11 protein-coding genes, 2 tRNA genes and 3 rRNA genes are annotated in these 18,099 nt (G+C 54.6%); 13 read left to right on the top strand and 3 right to left on the bottom strand.

The features are described 5' to 3' along the window. Complete coding sequence (gene tatC, locus OQV00_RS25235) at positions 1–774, top strand: Sec-independent protein translocase subunit TatC (RefSeq protein WP_004869672.1); 774 nt, start codon at positions 1–3, stop codon at positions 772–774. A 27-nt stretch (positions 775–801) separates the two neighbouring features. Next, on the top strand, positions 802–1,596 hold the full coding sequence (tatD, locus tag OQV00_RS25230) for a 3'-5' ssDNA/RNA exonuclease TatD (protein ID WP_162268847.1): 795 nt from the start codon (positions 802–804) through the stop codon (positions 1,594–1,596). 8 nt (positions 1,597–1,604) lie between these two features. Here the strand turns inward: tatD and rfaH are convergent, their stop codons facing one another. Continuing rightward, on the bottom strand, positions 1,605–2,093 hold the full coding sequence (rfaH, locus tag OQV00_RS25225; RefSeq protein ID WP_004869678.1) for a transcription/translation regulatory transformer protein RfaH: 489 nt from the start codon (positions 2,091–2,093) through the stop codon (positions 1,605–1,607). 177 nt (positions 2,094–2,270) lie between these two features. Here rfaH and ubiD point away from each other — a divergent pair, with 177 nt between their 5' ends. Beyond that, on the top strand, positions 2,271–3,740 hold the full coding sequence (ubiD, locus tag OQV00_RS25220; RefSeq protein ID WP_004869680.1) for a 4-hydroxy-3-polyprenylbenzoate decarboxylase: 1,470 nt from the start codon (positions 2,271–2,273) through the stop codon (positions 3,738–3,740). A gap of 55 nt (positions 3,741–3,795) precedes the next feature. After that, on the top strand, positions 3,796–4,497 hold the full coding sequence (gene fre / locus OQV00_RS25215) for an NAD(P)H-flavin reductase (protein WP_004869682.1): 702 nt from the start codon (positions 3,796–3,798) through the stop codon (positions 4,495–4,497). Between the two features lie 295 nt (positions 4,498–4,792). Here the strand turns inward: fre and fadA are convergent, their stop codons facing one another. Next, entirely contained in the window at positions 4,793–5,956 is a 1,164-nt protein-coding gene (fadA, locus tag OQV00_RS25210; RefSeq protein ID WP_004869684.1) for an acetyl-CoA C-acyltransferase FadA, read from the bottom strand. Positions 5,957–5,965: 9 nt separating this feature from the next. Further along, positions 5,966–8,155 (bottom strand): fatty acid oxidation complex subunit alpha FadB, encoded by a 2,190-nt coding sequence (fadB, locus tag OQV00_RS25205; RefSeq protein ID WP_004869686.1) that lies wholly within the window; start codon positions 8,153–8,155, stop codon positions 5,966–5,968. A 191-nt stretch (positions 8,156–8,346) separates the two neighbouring features. Between fadB and pepQ the strand changes: the two genes are divergently transcribed. The 9 genes from pepQ to rrf all read left to right on the top strand — a co-directional run bounded on the left by pepQ (position 8,347) and on the right by rrf (position 17,909). After that, positions 8,347–9,678, top strand: coding sequence for a Xaa-Pro dipeptidase (gene pepQ, locus OQV00_RS25200; protein WP_004869689.1), 1,332 nt, complete (start codon positions 8,347–8,349; stop codon positions 9,676–9,678). Further along, positions 9,678–10,292, top strand: a complete 615-nt coding sequence (locus OQV00_RS25195) for an IMPACT family protein (RefSeq protein WP_015585390.1) — start codon at positions 9,678–9,680, stop codon at positions 10,290–10,292. Before pepQ ends, OQV00_RS25195 begins: the two co-directional genes overlap by 1 nt. Positions 10,293–10,332: 40 nt before the next feature. Next, positions 10,333–11,784, top strand: coding sequence for a Trk system potassium transporter TrkH (gene trkH / locus OQV00_RS25190; RefSeq protein ID WP_266279597.1), 1,452 nt, complete (start codon positions 10,333–10,335; stop codon positions 11,782–11,784). 11 nt (positions 11,785–11,795) lie between these two features. Next, positions 11,796–12,329, top strand: coding sequence for a menaquinone-dependent protoporphyrinogen IX dehydrogenase (gene hemG / locus OQV00_RS25185; protein ID WP_032718488.1), 534 nt, complete (start codon positions 11,796–11,798; stop codon positions 12,327–12,329). Positions 12,330–12,717: 388 nt separating this feature from the next. After that, positions 12,718–14,255, top strand: a 16S ribosomal RNA gene (locus OQV00_RS25180). Between the two features lie 71 nt (positions 14,256–14,326). Then, a tRNA-Ile gene (locus OQV00_RS25175) sits at positions 14,327–14,403 on the top strand. A gap of 109 nt (positions 14,404–14,512) precedes the next feature. Then, positions 14,513–14,588 (top strand) — tRNA-Ala (locus tag OQV00_RS25170). A 207-nt stretch (positions 14,589–14,795) separates the two neighbouring features. After that, a 23S ribosomal RNA gene (locus OQV00_RS25165) occupies positions 14,796–17,700 on the top strand. 93 nt (positions 17,701–17,793) lie between these two features. Further along, positions 17,794–17,909: ribosomal RNA gene (gene rrf / locus OQV00_RS25160) — 5S ribosomal RNA — on the top strand. Together the 16S, 23S and 5S rRNA genes with 2 tRNA genes alongside form the textbook arrangement of a ribosomal RNA operon. Positions 17,910–18,099: the final 190 nt, after the last annotated feature.

Here is an 18,099-nt window from a genome sequence, read left to right as displayed (position 1 = left end):
ATGGGCGTAGAAGATACTCAACCGCTAATTTCGCATTTGATTGAGCTGCGCAAGCGCCTGATCAATAGCATCATCGCGATACTGGTCATTTTTCTGGCGTTAGTGTACTTCGCCAACGACATCTATCAGCTGGTTTCCGCACCGCTTATCCGGCAGATGCCGGTGGGTGCAACGATGATCGCCACCGACGTGGCTTCCCCTTTCTTTACGCCGATCAAACTGACCTTCATGGTTTCGGTGATTCTGTCGGTGCCGGTTATTCTTTACCAGGTCTGGGCGTTTGTTGCCCCGGCGCTGTATAAACATGAGCGTCGGCTGGTTATGCCGCTGCTGGTTTCCAGTACGCTGCTGTTCTATATCGGTATGGCGTTTGCCTACTTTGTCGTTTTCCCGCTGGCGTTTGGTTTCCTGACCCACGCGGCGCCGGAGGGCGTGCAGGTCTCGACGGATATTCGCAGCTATCTCGATTTCGTCATGGCGCTGTTTATCGCCTTTGGCGTTTCGTTTGAAGTGCCGGTTGCGATCGTGCTGCTGTGCTGGATGGGCGTCACGACCCCGGAAGATTTGCGTAAGAAGCGGCCGTACGTGCTGGTGGGAGCATTCGTCGTCGGCATGCTGCTGACGCCGCCGGATGTCTTCTCGCAAACGCTGCTGGCGATTCCGATGTACTGCTTGTTTGAGATCGGGGTTTTCTTTGCGCGTTTCTATACCGGAAAACGTCTGACGCGTGACGAGGATGCCGCCGCTGAAGAAGCGGGGAGCAAAGAAGAGTAACCAGCCGCCCGTCAGGGCGGTTGTCATATTGGAGAAGCGATGTTTGATATCGGCGTCAATCTGACCAGTCCACAGTTTTCCCGCGATCGCGATGAGGTCGTGGCCCGCGCTCAGGCGGCGGGCGTGACCGGCATGCTGTTCACCGGAACTAACCTGCATGAAAGCGAGCAGGCCCGGCAGCTGGCACATCGCTATACCCGCTGCTGGTCAACCGCCGGCGTGCATCCGCATGACAGCAGCAGCTGGACGGCAGCGGTGGCCGACTCCATCTTTCAGCTGGCGCGCCAGCCGGAGGTCGTCGCTATCGGCGAATGTGGGCTGGACTTCAACCGCAACTTTTCTACCCCTCAGGAGCAAGAGGCCGCCTTCAGCGCACAGCTGGCGCTTGCAGCCGAGCTGTCTATGCCGGTTTTTTTGCACTGCCGCGATGCCCATGAACGTTTTCTGACGCTCCTGACGCCCTGGCTGGATAAACTGCCTGGTGCGGTGCTGCACTGCTTTACCGGAACCCGCGAAGAAATGCGTGCCTGTGTGAACCACGGTTTGTATATTGGCATTACAGGCTGGGTCTGCGACGAGCGACGCGGACTGGAGCTGCGCGCGCTGTTGCCGGATATCCCGGCAGAACGCCTGTTGATTGAAACGGATGCCCCGTATCTGCTGCCCCGCGACCTTAGCCCGAAGCCCGCTTCCCGGCGCAATGAACCGGTATATCTGCCGCATATTCTGGCCAGTATTGCGGGATGGCGCGGGGAGGAGGCTCAGCGGCTGGAAGAGATCGCTGACACGAATGTCAGAACGCTCTTTGGCATCCGTTTTTAAGCGTACCGTCAGATTTTATGAAAGTCGGTATTTTTGATGCTTTGCAGTACCTGTTTGTTAAGCAGATTCAGCAGCAGCATGGAGCGCGCTTCACCATCCGGTTCGCTAAAGATAGCCTGCAGGCCTTCAAACGCGCCGTCGGTAATCAAGACGAAGTCACCTTCGTGCGGCGTTTCCGGGTCGGTGATGCCTTCCGGCTTATAGATAGAGAGCTGGTGAATGACCGCGGACGGTACCGTGGCTGGCTGGGCGCCAAAGCGCACGAAGTTATTCACACCTCGCGTGGCGCTGATAGTTGTAGTGTGGATAATTTCCGGATCGAATTCGACAAACAGGTAATTGGGGAACAAAGGTTCACTGACCGTAGTGCGTTTGCCGCGGATGATTTTTTCCAGTGCGATCGTCGGCATCAGGCAATTCACTGCCTGTCGTTCGAGGTGTTCCTGGGCGCGCTGAAGCTGCCCACGTTTGCAATACAGTAAATACCAGGCTTGCATAATAACTCTTTCCACTCTATTAGCTGCAAGCATAACAAAAGCCTGGGGCGATCGCGAAAGCCAATATAAGTGAAATCAAAAATTCTATGTTCTTTCACTCTAATTTAACAAAAGTACAGCATGGCGCTGGCGAACACCGTATAATCAGCCGCCTGTATAGAGGTTAATAATAACTCCATGAAATACCACGATCTACGCGACTTTCTGACATTACTGGAGCAGCAGGGCGAACTGAAAAGAATATCCCTGCCGGTCGATCCGCACCTTGAGATCACCGAAATTGCCGATCGCACTTTACGTGCCGGCGGCCCGGCCCTGCTTTTTGAAAACCCCAAAGGCTACACCATGCCCGTGTTGTGCAATCTGTTTGGCACTCCGCGCCGCGTCGCCATGGGAATGGGGCAGGAGGATGTCAGCTCGTTGCGTGAAGTGGGTAAGCTGCTGGCTTTTCTGAAAGAGCCGGAACCGCCGAAAGGCTTTCGCGATCTGTTCGATAAGCTGCCGCAGTTCAGGCAGGTCTTGAATATGCCGACAAAGCGCCTGCGCGGAGCACCCTGCCAGCAAAAGATCATTGAAGGCGACAACGTTGATTTGACGCGTATCCCGATCATGACCTGCTGGCCAGAAGATGCTGCCCCGCTGATTACCTGGGGACTGACGGTTACTCGCGGTCCGCATAAGGAACGGCAGAACCTGGGCATCTATCGCCAGCAGCTCATTGGTAAGAACAAGCTGATCATGCGCTGGCTCTCCCATCGCGGCGGCGCGCTGGATTTTCAGGAGTGGTGTGCGGCTCATCCGGACGAACGTTTTCCGGTTTCCGTGGCGCTGGGCGCTGACCCGGCGACCATCCTTGGGGCCGTCACTCCGGTTCCCGATACGCTGTCAGAGTATGCGTTTGCCGGCCTGCTACGTGGCACCAAAACGGAAGTGGTCAAGTGCATTTCCAACGATCTTGAAGTACCGGCCAGCGCGGAAATTGTGCTGGAAGGGTATATTGAGCCAGGTGAAATGGCGCCGGAAGGGCCGTACGGCGATCATACCGGCTACTACAATGAAGTGGATAATTTCCCGGTATTTACGGTTACGCATATCACTCAGCGTGAAGATGCGATTTATCATTCAACGTATACCGGACGCCCGCCGGATGAACCTGCGGTCCTGGGCGTCGCGCTGAACGAAGTCTTTGTGCCGATTCTGCAAAAGCAGTTCCCTGAAATTGTTGATTTCTACCTGCCGCCGGAAGGTTGCTCTTATCGTCTGGCCGTGGTCACGATGAAGAAACAGTACGCCGGACATGCCAAGCGCGTCATGATGGGCGTGTGGTCATTCCTGCGCCAGTTTATGTACACCAAGTTCGTGATCGTCTGCGATGATGACGTTAATGCACGCGACTGGAACGACGTGATCTGGGCGATTACTACCCGAATGGACCCGGCTCGTGATACGGTACTGGTAGAAAATACGCCGATCGATTATCTGGATTTTGCCTCGCCGGTTTCCGGCCTGGGTTCAAAAATGGGGCTGGATGCCACAAATAAATGGCCAGGCGAAACCCAGCGTGAATGGGGTCGTCCTATTAAGAAGGATCCTGAGGTGACGGCGCGCGTTGACGCCATCTGGGATGAGCTGGCTATCTTTAAATAACAGTAAGCGGGGCTAACGCCGCTGTTTTGCTCTATAGACCCGACAGAGGGGACGCATGACAACCTTAAGCTGTAAAGTGACCTCGGTGGAGGCAATTACCGATACCGTGTATCGCGTTCGATTAGTGCCGGAAGCGGCGTTTTCTTTCCGCGCTGGTCAATATTTGATGGTGGTAATGGACGAGCGTGACAAGCGTCCGTTCTCCATGGCTTCCACTCCGGCGGAGCAGGAATGTATTGAACTGCATATCGGCGCCTCTGAGCTCAACCTGTATGCGATGGCGGTGATGGATCGCATTCTGAAAGAGCGCGAGATCGAGGTTGATATTCCGCATGGTGAGGCCTGGCTGCGTGAGGACGAAGATCGTCCGCTCATTCTCATCGCCGGAGGAACCGGGTTCTCCTATGTGCGTTCCATTCTGCTCACGGCGCTGGCTCGTAACCCGAACCGCGATATCGCAGTGTACTGGGGCGGTCGCGAAGCGAAACATCTCTACGATCTGGCAGAGCTGGAAGCGCTGAGCGTGGAGCACCCGGGTCTGCGTGTTGAGCCGGTGGTGGAACAGCCGGAAGAAGAGTGGCGTGGGCGCTCTGGCACCGTGTTGACCGCGGTACTGCAGGACTATGGCACTCTGGCAGAGCATGATATTTATATTGCCGGCCGCTTCGAAATGGCAAAAATTGCCCGTGAGCTGTTCTGCAATGAGCGCAATGCCCGCGAAGATCGCCTGTTTGGCGATGCGTTTGCCTTTATCTGATGCTCATGCCCTCTTCTTCAGGGAGAGGGAAGAGAACGGCAGAAATAAAAAACCCGCCCCTGACAGGCGGGAAAAACGGCAACTAAACCCCCTCTCTTCGCCATGGTCACCATAACTGCGTTGGCTGCGTTTATTCACCCGAATCACTGACGGTGGGTAAGTTCATCGGGATGAATAAGGGACATCCGCGTCCCTCACCAAAGGCAGCCTTCGGCTGTTCAAATTCGTTCCTGACGAATTGGCCATTCGCTTGCCGCCTCGTTCTGGCACCCATGGTTTTGAGATAACTCTTTAATCAAACACGCTCGAATACCGTCGCGATGCCCTGACCTAAACCAATACACATGGTAGCCAGACCGAACTGTGCGTCTTTACGCTCCATCTGGTTAATCAAGGTTGTACTGATACGTGCGCCGGAGCAGCCGAGCGGGTGACCCAGGGCAATCGCGCCGCCGTTGAGATTGATCTTCTCGTCGATCTGCTCCATCAGGCCAAGATCTTTAATGCACGGCAGGATCTGCGCGGCAAAGGCCTCATTCATTTCAAAAACGTCGATATCGCTGGTAGCCAGTCCGGCCTTTTTCAGCGCCAGCTTTGATGCCGGTACCGGACCATAACCCATAATCGATGGGTCACAGCCGACCACCGCCATGGAGCGCACGCGAGCGCGCGGTTTCAGCCCCAGTTCGCGGGCACGGCTTTCGCTCATTAATAACATGGCGGCTGCGCCGTCGGAGAGCGCGGATGAAGTTCCTGCCGTGACGGTGCCGGTCACCGGGTCGAATGCGGGTCTTAATGCAGCCAGCGCTTCCACGGTCGTTTCCGGGCGGATCACTTCGTCATAGTTAAATGACTTCAGCACGCCGTCGGCATCATGGCCGCCTGTCGGAATGATTTCCGCTTTAAATGCGCCGGACTGCGTTGCCGCCCATGCGCGAGCGTGGGAACGCGCGGCGAACTGGTCCTGCATTTCCCGGCTGATGCCGTGCAGACGCGCCAGCATTTCGGCGGTCAACCCCATCATACCGGCCGCTTTTGCCACGTTACGACTCAGACCCGGGTGAAAATCCACGCCATGGCTCATCGGGACGTGGCCCATATGCTCCACGCCGCCAATCAGGCAGACGCTGGCGTCGCCGGTCATGATCATGCGCGCCGCATCGTGCAGCGCCTGCATCGATGAACCGCACAGGCGGTTGACCGTCGTGGCCGGTACCGAATGCGGAATCTCGGCCAGCAGCGCGGCGTTACGCGCAATGTTGAAACCTTGCTCCAGCGTTTGCTGTACGCAGCCCCAGTAAATATCGTCAATCGCGGCCGGATCAAGCGACGGGTTACGCGACAGCAGGCTACGCATCAGGTGCGCAGAGAGGTCTTCCGCGCGCACGTGGCGAAAGGCGCCGCCCTTCGAACGGCCCATCGGGGTGCGAACTGCATCAACAATGACAACCTGTTCCATTGTGACTCCTTAAGCCGTTTTCAGAACGCCCGCCGGGCGGGCTGGTTCTACCGGGGGATAATAGGGTTCGTTATGGCGTGCTTTATTACGCAGTCCTTCCGGCACTTCATACAGCGGACCGAGGTGCTGGTACTGCTGCGCCATATCGAGATATTTTGCGCTGCCCAGGGTATCCAGCCAGCGGAATGCGCCGCCGTGGAACGGAGGGAAGCCGAGACCATAAACCAGCGCCATATCCGCTTCCGCCGGGCTGGCGATAATGCCTTCCTCCAGGCAGCGGACCACTTCGTTGACCATCGGAATCATCATCCGGGCGATAATCTCATCGTCGCTGAAGTCATGTTTTGGCTGACTGACTTCCGCCAGCAGGGCGTCGACGGCCGGGTCTTCTTCTTTCTTCGGTTTGCCTTTACTGTCTTCTTTATACCGCCAGAAGCCGAGACCGTTTTTCTGGCCGAAACGGCTGGCGTCGAACAGCGCATCGATCGCGTCGCGATAATCTTTCTGCATGCGCTGCGGGAAGCCGGCGGCCATCACCGCCTGCGCGTGGTGTGCGGTGTCGATGCCGACCACGTCGAGCAGGTATGCCGGGCCCATTGGCCAGCCGAACAGTTTCTCCATCACCTTATCGACTTTGCGGAAGTCCGCGCCGTCGCGAAGCAGTTGGCTGAATCCCGCAAAGTAGGGGAACAGCACGCGGTTGACGAAGAAGCCGGGGCAATCGTTAACCACGATCGGCGTTTTGCCCATTTTGCTCGCCCAGGCCACGACTTTTGCGATGGTGTCATCTGAGGTTTTTTCCCCGCGAATCACTTCTACCAGCGGCATGCGATGCACCGGGTTAAAGAAGTGCATACCGCAGAAGTTTTCCGGACGTTTCAGGACGCTGGCCAGCTCACCGATTGGAATCGTTGAAGTGTTAGAAGCCAGAACCGTATCCGGGCGGACTTTCTCTTCGGTTTCCGCCAGCACGGCCTTTTTCACTTTCGGATTCTCGACGACGGCTTCGACCACGACATCTACGCGCTCAAAACCAGCATAATCGAGGGTCGGGTGAATCGTGCCAATAACGCCGGCCAGCTTCAGCCCATCGATTTTGCCGCGCTCAAGCTGCTTGTTGAGCAGCTTAGCGGCTTCGTTCATGCCGAGCGTCAGCGATTTGTCGTTAATGTCCTTCATGATCACCGGCACGCCTTTCCAGGCGGACTGATACGCGATACCGCCACCCATGATCCCGGCCCCCAGCACGGCGGCCTGTTTCGGCGTCTCAACGTTTTTGGTCAGCTTCTTCGCTTTGGCTTTGACATACTGATCGTTAAGGAAGATACCGACCAGCGCGCGGGCCTCTTTGGTGTGCGCCAGCGGGACAAAACTTTGGTTTTCCAGATTCAGCGCCTCTTCGCGGCCGAAACGAGCGGCCGCTTCGATGGTTTTTACCGCTGTTATCGGCGCCGGATAGTGTTTCCCGGCGGTCTGCGCCACCATGCCTTTGGCGATAGTGAAGCTCATGGCCGCTTCAATTTTACTGAGCTTCAATGGCTCCAGCTTCGGCTGGCGCTTCGCTTTCCAGTCCAGGTCGCCATTAATGGCCTGACGCAGAATGGCGAGTGCGCCATCGCGCAGTTTCTCTGGTTTAACGATACCGTCGACGAGGCCGATTTTCAGCGCCTGATCGGCACTGACATCTTTCCCGGCGGCAATAATTTCCAGCGCGCTATCGGCGCCGAGCAGACGCGGCATTCGTACTGAGCCGCCAAAGCCCGGCATGATACCCAGTTTGGTTTCCGGCAGGCCGATACGCAGATCCGGCGTAGCCAGACGGTAGTCCGTAGCCAGCACGCACTCGCAGCCGCCGCCCAGCGCATAGCCGTTCACCGCAGAAATAGTCGGTACCGGTAAATCTTCCAGGCGGTTAAAGACGCTGTTGGCAAAATGGAGCCACTGGCTCAACTGCTCCTGTGGTACCAGGAACAGGGACAAAAATTCGGTGATGTCAGCGCCGACAATGAAGGCCGCTTTCCCGGAGCGCAGCAACAGCCCCTTAAGATCGTGTTGTTTTTCGAGTACGTCCAGCGCCTCACCGAGGCTGGCTACGGTTGCGGTATCGAGCTTGTTCACCGAGCCGGGAGCATCGAACACCAGTTCGGCAATGCCATCTTCCAGCCAGTCGAGGTACAGGTTGTCGCCTTTGTAGAGCATGTCAGTCTCCTGAATCCAGCAATGTGATCTGGTCGTACCAGATGCAACGGAGTGTGGGATTTATGTTAAAGAATTGCAAATGAGTCTTTAAATAAATGCTGGTCTGATCACACCTGGCGGAAATCACCCTGCCCGGGGCCGATGTGCTAAGATGCGGGGAATTACGATCGAATAAAAGCAAAGGATGAAAGATGGAATCACTAGCCGCGCTCTATAAAAATCATATCGTTACCCTACAAGAACGTACCCGTGATGCTTTAGCTCGTTTTAACCTTGATGCGTTGCTGATTCACTCCGGTGAGCTGGTCAATGTCTTCCTGGACGATCATCCGTACCCGTTTAAGGTCAACCCGCAATTTAAATCCTGGGTCCCGGTGACGCAGGTGCCCAACTGCTGGCTGCTGGTTGATGGCGTCAACAAACCGAAACTGTGGTTCTACCTGCCGGTTGATTACTGGCATAACGTTGAACCGCTGCCGACCTCGTTCTGGACGGAAGAGGTTGAAGTGATTGCCCTGCCGAAAGCCGACGGTATTGGCAGCCAGCTGCCTGCGGCGCGCGGCAATATCGCCTATATCGGGCCGGTGCCGGAGCGTGCGCTTGGTCTGGAGATCGCTGCCAGTCATATCAACCCGAAAGGGGTGATTGATTTCCTGCACTACTATCGTTCCTTTAAGACCGATTATGAGTTGGCCTGCATGCGCGAAGCGCAGAAGTCGGCGGTTAACGGGCATCGCGCGGCCCATGAAGCATTCCTCTCAGGAATGAGCGAATTCGATATCAACCAGGCGTATCTGACGGCTACCGGTCATCGCGACACCGATGTGCCTTACAGCAATATCGTGGCGCTTAACGAACATGCCTCTGTACTGCATTACACCAAACTGGATCATCGTGCGCCGGCAGAAGCGCGCAGCTTCTTACTGGATGCCGGAGCGGAATATAACGGCTATGCGGCAGACCTGACGCGTACCTGGGCGGCACACGGCGATAATGACTTTGCCCATTTGATTAAAGACGTTAACGATGAGCAGCTGGCTCTGATTAGCACGATGAAGGCTGGAAAAAGCTATGTGGATTACCACATCCAGTTCCACCAACGCATTGCTAAACTGTTGCGTAAGCACCAGATCGTGACCGACATGAGCGAAGAGGCCATGGTTGAAAACGATCTGACCGGACCGTTTATGCCGCACGGTATTGGCCATCCGCTGGGCCTGCAGGTCCATGATGTGGCCGGTTTCATGCAGGATGATACCGGTACCCATCTGGCGGCGCCGTCGAAGTATCCCTATCTGCGCTGCACGCGTATTTTGCAGCCGCGTATGGTGCTGACCATCGAGCCGGGCATCTACTTTATTGAATCTCTGCTGGCGCCGTGGCGTGAAGGGCAGTTTAGCAAACACTTCAACTGGCAAAAAATTGAAGCATTGAAGCCGTTTGGCGGCATCCGTATTGAAGATAACGTCGTCATCCACGAAAACAGTGTTGAAAATATGACGCGTGACCTGAAACTGGCGTAATGGAAAGCTGGTTGATACCGGCCGCGCCGGTGACCTTTGTCGAAGAGATCAAAAAAAGTCGTTTTATCACGCTGTTGGCACATACTGACGGCGTGGTAGCGGCAAAGGCGTTTGTTGAGTCCGTCAGGGCGGAGCACCCTGACGCCCGTCATCATTGTGTGGCGTGGGTGGCCGGGCCACCCAATGACTCTCAACAGCTGGGTTTTTCTGACGATGGCGAACCGGCAGGCACCGCGGGTAAACCTATGCTGGCGCAGCTGATGGGCAGCGGCGTCGGCGAAATAACGGCCGTCGTGGTACGCTACTACGGCGGTATTTTACTTGGTACCGGCGGTCTGGTTAAAGCGTATGGCGGCGGCGTCCATCAGGCGCTTGCCGGGCTGACAACGCAGCGCAAGACGCCGTTGACCGCATATACTTTGCAGTGTGAGTACGGGCAGTTAGCCGGAGTTGAAACGCTGTTGGCTCAGTTCTCAGGACAAATTGTCGCCAGTGACTATCAGGCCTCCGTCCAGCTTCGTGTGGCGCTTCCGCAAGCTGAAGTGGCGTCTTTTTCGACAAAACTGGCTGATTTTAGTCGTGGTTCGTTGCAATTACTGAAGATTGACGAATAATCCCCACCTGATTTTTTGCATACCAAAGGAAGCGCCAGAGATGCATTTTCGCGCCATAACCCGAATCGTTGGACTGTTGGTCATTTTGTTTTCGGGGACGATGATCCTTCCGGGATTAGTGGCCCTGATATACCGCGATGGCGCGGGGCGGGCGTTTACCCAGACCTTTTTTGTCGCGCTGGTGATAGGCTATCTATTATGGTGGCCGAACCGCCGTGAGAAGGGCGAACTGAAATCCCGCGAGGGTTTTCTGATTGTCGTCCTCTTCTGGACCGTGCTGGGCAGCGTCGGTGCGCTACCGTTTATTTTCGCCGAACAACCGAATCTGACGATAACAGATGCGTTTTTTGAGTCATTCTCAGGCCTGACTACGACCGGTGCCACCACGCTGGTGGGGTTGGACTCTTTACCACATGCCATCCTCTTCTATCGACAGATGCTGCAGTGGTTTGGCGGTATGGGGATCATTGTGTTGGCAGTAGCAATACTGCCGATACTGGGCGTCGGTGGGATGCAGTTGTATCGGGCGGAAATGCCGGGGCCACTGAAGGACAATAAGATGCGCCCGCGTATCGCCGAGACGGCCAAAACGCTGTGGCTTATCTACGTGCTGTTGACGGTCGCCTGTGCGCTTGCGCTCTGGTTCGCGGGTATGCCGGCATTTGATGCTATCGGTCACAGCTTTTCGACTATCGCGATTGGCGGCTTTTCTACGCATGACGCCAGCGTAGGGTATTTTAACAGTCCAACCATTAACACGATTATTGCGGTTTTCCTGCTGATCTCAGGCTGTAACTATGGCCTCCATTTTTCATTGCTCAGCGGGCGCAGTCTGAAGGTGTACTGGCGCGATCCTGAATTCCGCATGTTTATTGGTGTCCAACTGACGCTGGTGGTGATTTGTACGCTGGTGTTGTGGTTGCATGATGTGTATAGCTCGGCGCTGACGACGCTGAATCAGGCCTTCTTCCAGGTCGTCTCAATGGCGACGACCGCGGGCTTTACCACCGACAGTATCGCGCGCTGGCCGTTATTCCTGCCGGTGCTGCTATTGTGCTCGGCATTTATTGGCGGTTGTGCCGGGTCGACGGGCGGCGGGCTGAAGGTTATCCGTATACTGCTGTTGTTCAAACAGGGGAACCGGGAACTCAAGCGTCTGGTGCATCCGAATGCGGTATACAGTATTAAGTTAGGTAACCGTGCGCTGCCGGAACGTATTCTGGAGGCGGTGTGGGGATTCTTTTCTGCCTATGCGCTGGTGTTCATTATTAGCATGCTGGCGATCATCGCGACCGGAGTGGATGACTTTTCTGCTTTCGCCTCGGTTGTGGCAACGTTAAACAACCTCGGGCCAGGACTTGGCGTAGTGGCGGACAACTTCGCGACAATGAACCCGGTCGCGAAATGGATCTTGATTGCTAATATGCTGTTTGGTCGTCTGGAAGTGTTCACCTTACTGGTGCTCTTTACCCCCACTTTCTGGCGCGAATAACAGGAGTGCTTGTGAAAACGTTGATATTATTCTCTACCCGCGACGGGCAGACGCGTGAAATTGCCTCCTTCCTGGCCTCTGAGCTGAAAGAGCTGGGTATCGATGCGGATACGGTTAATCTCAACCGTACTGAAGAGGTTGAATGGCGCCACTACGATCGCGTGGTGATTGGTGCATCGATTCGTTACGGACACTTTCATCCGGCGCTGGACCGTTTCGTGAAGAAACACCTGCAGTCGTTGAATGCGCTGCCGGGGGCGTTTTTCTCGGTGAACCTCGTGGCGCGTAAGCCGGAGAAGCGCACGCCGCAGACAAATAGCTATACGCGTAAGTTTCTGCTCAATTCACCATGGCAACCGCAGCGCAGCGCGGTGTTTGCCGGCGCGCTGCGCTACCCGCGCTATAGTTGGTACGATCGCGTCATGATTCGTCTGATAATGAAGATGACCGGCGGTGAAACGGATACCAGTAAAGAAGTTGTCTATACCGACTGGAAGCAGGTTGCCAATTTTGCGCGGGAAGTCGCACAAATGACGAGCAAATAGCCCATAAAATGGGCGTGATGGCGGGAATTTGAGCGGTTGAAAAGTTTTTTTAAAACAGGGCTTGTCAACGTCTCAGAACTCCCTATAATGCGCCTCCACTGACACGGAACAACGGCTTACAGGCCGCCGGGTTAGCGGGGTTCAGCGATGAACGCCGGCAGAGAAAAGCAAAAATAAATGCTTGACTCTGAATGAGGAAAACGTATTATACGGGACCTCGCGACAGAGCGTTCAGCGCCGTCGCACTGCTCTTTAACAATTTATCAGACAATCTGTGTGGGCACTCAAAGTGACATGGATTCTTAACGTCCTCGGACGAAAAATGAATACCAAGTCTCTGAGTGAACACGTAATTCATTACGAAGTTTAATTCACGAGCATCAAACTTAAATTGAAGAGTTTGATCATGGCTCAGATTGAACGCTGGCGGCAGGCCTAACACATGCAAGTCGAGCGGTAGCACAGAGAGCTTGCTCTCGGGTGACGAGCGGCGGACGGGTGAGTAATGTCTGGGAAACTGCCTGATGGAGGGGGATAACTACTGGAAACGGTAGCTAATACCGCATAACGTCGCAAGACCAAAGTGGGGGACCTTCGGGCCTCATGCCATCAGATGTGCCCAGATGGGATTAGCTAGTAGGTGGGGTAATGGCTCACCTAGGCGACGATCCCTAGCTGGTCTGAGAGGATGACCAGCCACACTGGAACTGAGACACGGTCCAGACTCCTACGGGAGGCAGCAGTGGGGAATATTGCACAATGGGCGCAAGCCTGATGCAGCCATGCCGCGTGTATGAAGAAGGCCTTCGGGTTGTAAAGTACTTTCAGCGAGGAGGAAGGCGTTAAGGTTAATAACCTTGGCGATTGACGTTACTCGCAGAAGAAGCACCGGCTAACTCCGTGCCAGCAGCCGCGGTAATACGGAGGGTGCAAGCGTTAATCGGAATTACTGGGCGTAAAGCGCACGCAGGCGGTCTGTTAAGTCAGATGTGAAATCCCCGGGCTCAACCTGGGAACTGCATTTGAAACTGGCAGGCTTGAGTCTTGTAGAGGGGGTAGAATTCCAGGTGTAGCGGTGAAATGCGTAGAGATCTGGAGGAATACCGGTGGCGAAGGCGGCCCCTGGACAAAGACTGACGCTCAGGTGCGAAAGCGTGGGGAGCAAACAGGATTAGATACCCTGGTAGTCCACGCTGTAAACGATGTCGACTTGGAGGTTGTTCCCTTGAGGAGTGGCTTCCGGAGCTAACGCGTTAAGTCGACCGCCTGGGGAGTACGGCCGCAAGGTTAAAACTCAAATGAATTGACGGGGGCCCGCACAAGCGGTGGAGCATGTGGTTTAATTCGATGCAACGCGAAGAACCTTACCTACTCTTGACATCCAGAGAACTTAGCAGAGATGCTTTGGTGCCTTCGGGAACTCTGAGACAGGTGCTGCATGGCTGTCGTCAGCTCGTGTTGTGAAATGTTGGGTTAAGTCCCGCAACGAGCGCAACCCTTATCCTTTGTTGCCAGCGGTTCGGCCGGGAACTCAAAGGAGACTGCCAGTGATAAACTGGAGGAAGGTGGGGATGACGTCAAGTCATCATGGCCCTTACGAGTAGGGCTACACACGTGCTACAATGGCATATACAAAGAGAAGCGACCTCGCGAGAGCAAGCGGACCTCATAAAGTATGTCGTAGTCCGGATTGGAGTCTGCAACTCGACTCCATGAAGTCGGAATCGCTAGTAATCGTAGATCAGAATGCTACGGTGAATACGTTCCCGGGCCTTGTACACACCGCCCGTCACACCATGGGAGTGGGTTGCAAAAGAAGTAGGTAGCTTAACCTTCGGGAGGGCGCTTACCACTTTGTGATTCATGACTGGGGTGAAGTCGTAACAAGGTAACCGTAGGGGAACCTGCGGTTGGATCACCTCCTTACCTGAAAGAACCTGCCTTTGTAGTGCTCACACAGATTGTCTGATGAAAAATAAGCAGTAAAAAATCTCTGCAGGCTTGTAGCTCAGGTGGTTAGAGCGCACCCCTGATAAGGGTGAGGTCGGTGGTTCAAGTCCACTCAGGCCTACCAAATTCGCTACCGTGCTGCGTTATGGCGATGCTCACATACTTCAGTATGCTTCGTATCACCATGCATTGCCCGATATCGAATTACGGTAAACAGAGAGAAACATTACGATGGGGTTATAGCTCAGCTGGGAGAGCGCCTGCCTTGCACGCAGGAGGTCTGCGGTTCGATCCCGCATAGCTCCACCATCCTTTACTGCTGCACAACAAGAAAACTTCAGAGTGTACCTGAAAAGGTATGCTGCGAAGTTTTGCTCTTTAAAAATCTGGATCAAGCTGAAAATTGAAACGACACACTGTTTCCTCTCTCCGTAATAAGAGAGGAAAAAGCGGTGTGTTCGAGTCTCTCAAATTTTCGCAACGCGGACTGTTTTACGAAACAGTTTCGGGTTGTGAGGTTAAGCGACTAAGCGTACACGGTGGATGCCCTGGCAGTCAGAGGCGATGAAGGACGTGCTAATCTGCGATAAGCGTCGGTAAGGTGATATGAACCGTTATAACCGGCGATTTCCGAATGGGGAAACCCAGTGTGATTCGTCACACTATCGTTAAGTGAATACATAGCTTAACGAAGCGAACCGGGGGAACTGAAACATCTAAGTACCCCGAGGAAAAGAAATCAACCGAGATTCCCCCAGTAGCGGCGAGCGAACGGGGAGCAGCCCAGAGTCTGAATCAGCGCGTGTGTTAGTGGAACGGTCTGGAAAGTCCGGCGGTACAGGGTGATAGCCCCGTACACTAAAATGCACACGTTGTGAACTCGAAGAGTAGGGCGGGACACGTGGTATCCTGTCTGAATATGGGGGGACCATCCTCCAAGGCTAAATACTCCTGACTGACCGATAGTGAACCAGTACCGTGAGGGAAAGGCGAAAAGAACCCCGGCGAGGGGAGTGAAAAAGAACCTGAAACCGTGTACGTACAAGCAGTGGGAGCCTACTTGTTAGGTGACTGCGTACCTTTTGTATAATGGGTCAGCGACTTATATTCTGTAGCAAGGTTAACCGTATAGGGGAGCCGCAGGGAAACCGAGTCTTAACTGGGCGTTAAGTTGCAGGGTATAGACCCGAAACCCGGTGATCTAGCCATGGGCAGGTTGAAGGTTGGGTAACACTAACTGGAGGACCGAACCGACTAATGTTGAAAAATTAGCGGATGACTTGTGGCTGGGGGTGAAAGGCCAATCAAACCGGGAGATAGCTGGTTCTCCCCGAAAGCTATTTAGGTAGCGCCTCGTGAACTCATCTTCGGGGGTAGAGCACTGTTTCGGCTAGGGGGTCATCCCGACTTACCAACCCGATGCAAACTACGAATACCGAAGAATGTTATCACGGGAGACACACGGCGGGTGCTAACGTCCGTCGTGAAGAGGGAAACAACCCAGACCGCCAGCTAAGGTCCCAAAGTCATGGTTAAGTGGGAAACGATGTGGGAAGGCACAGACAGCCAGGATGTTGGCTTAGAAGCAGCCATCATTTAAAGAAAGCGTAATAGCTCACTGGTCGAGTCGGCCTGCGCGGAAGATGTAACGGGGCTAAACCATGCACCGAAGCTGCGGCAGCGACACTATGTGTTGTTGGGTAGGGGAGCGTTCTGTAAGCCGTTGAAGGTGGCCTGTGAGGGTTGCTGGAGGTATCAGAAGTGCGAATGCTGACATAAGTAACGATAAAGCGGGTGAAAAGCCCGCTCGCCGGAAGACCAAGGGTTCCTGTCCAACGTTAATCGGGGCAGGGTGAGTCGACCCCTAAGGCGAGGCCGAAAGGCGTAGTCGATGGGAAACAGGTTAATATTCCTGTACTCGGTGTTACTGCGAAGGGGGGACGGAGAAGGCTATGTTAGCCGGGCGACGGTTGTCCCGGTTTAAGCATGTAGGCGGGAAGTTTAGGTAAATCCGGACTTCTTTTAACGCTGAGGTGTGATGACGAGGCACTACGGTGCTGAAGTAACAAATGCCCTGCTTCCAGGAAAAGCCTCTAAGCATCAGGTAACAACGAATCGTACCCCAAACCGACACAGGTGGTCAGGTAGAGAATACCAAGGCGCTTGAGAGAACTCGGGTGAAGGAACTAGGCAAAATGGTGCCGTAACTTCGGGAGAAGGCACGCTGATGGTAGGTGAAGTGACTTGCTCATGGAGCTGAAATCAGTCGAAGATACCAGCTGGCTGCAACTGTTTATTAAAAACACAGCACTGTGCAAACACGAAAGTGGACGTATACGGTGTGACGCCTGCCCGGTGCCGGAAGGTTAATTGATGGGGTTATCCGTAAGGAGAAGCTCTTGATCGAAGCCCCGGTAAACGGCGGCCGTAACTATAACGGTCCTAAGGTAGCGAAATTCCTTGTCGGGTAAGTTCCGACCTGCACGAATGGCGTAATGATGGCCAGGCTGTCTCCACCCGAGACTCAGTGAAATTGAACTCGCTGTGAAGATGCAGTGTACCCGCGGCAAGACGGAAAGACCCCGTGAACCTTTACTATAGCTTGACACTGAACATTGAGCCTTGATGTGTAGGATAGGTGGGAGGCTTTGAAGCGTGGACGCCAGTCTGCGTGGAGCCAACCTTGAAATACCACCCTTTAATGTTTGATGTTCTAACGTAGACCCGTGATCCGGGTTGCGGACAGTGTCTGGTGGGTAGTTTGACTGGGGCGGTCTCCTCCCAAAGAGTAACGGAGGAGCACGAAGGTTAGCTAATCCTGGTCGGACATCAGGAGGTTAGTGCAATGGCATAAGCTAGCTTGACTGCGAGCGTGACGGCGCGAGCAGGTGCGAAAGCAGGTCATAGTGATCCGGTGGTTCTGAATGGAAGGGCCATCGCTCAACGGATAAAAGGTACTCCGGGGATAACAGGCTGATACCGCCCAAGAGTTCATATCGACGGCGGTGTTTGGCACCTCGATGTCGGCTCATCACATCCTGGGGCTGAAGTAGGTCCCAAGGGTATGGCTGTTCGCCATTTAAAGTGGTACGCGAGCTGGGTTTAGAACGTCGTGAGACAGTTCGGTCCCTATCTGCCGTGGGCGCTGGAGAATTGAGGGGGCTGCTCCTAGTACGAGAGGACCGGAGTGGACGCATCACTGGTGTTCGGGTTGTCATGCCAATGGCATTGCCCGGTAGCTAAATGCGGAAAAGATAAGTGCTGAAAGCATCTAAGCACGAAACTTGCCCCGAGATGAGTTCTCCCTGACTCCTTGAGAGTCCTGAAGGAACGTTGAAGACGACGACGTTGATAGGTCGGGTGTGTAAGCGTAGCGATACGTTGAGCTAACCGATACTAATGAACCGTGAGGCTTAACCTTACAACGCCGAAGCTGTTTTGGCGAAGAGACGAAATGTTCAGCTTGATTACAGATTAAATCATCACGCAGGAATGCGGGGTGAAACAGAATTTGCCTGGCGGCGATAGCGCGGTGGTTCCACCTGACCCCATGCCGAACTCAGAAGTGAAACGCCGTAGCGCCGATGGTAGTGTGGGGTCTCCCCATGTGAGAGTAGGGAACTGCCAGGCATCAAATAGAACAAAAGGCTCAGTCGAAAGACTGGGCCTTTTGTTTTATCTGTTGTTTGTCGGTGAGTGACTCTTTGAGCAGGACAAATCCGCCGGGAGCGGATTTGAACGTTGCGAAGCAACGGCCCGAAGGGTGGCGGGCAGGAAAGCCCGCCATAAACGGCCAGGCATCAAATCAGTCAGAAGCCCG

The sequence above is a fragment of the Klebsiella sp. DY2415 genome (genome assembly GCF_026314315.1).
Classification (GTDB): Bacteria; Pseudomonadota; Gammaproteobacteria; order Enterobacterales; family Enterobacteriaceae; genus Klebsiella; species Klebsiella ornithinolytica.
The sequence above is the reverse complement of the archived record's forward strand: the minus strand, read 5'-3'. Positions and strand labels throughout refer to the sequence as shown.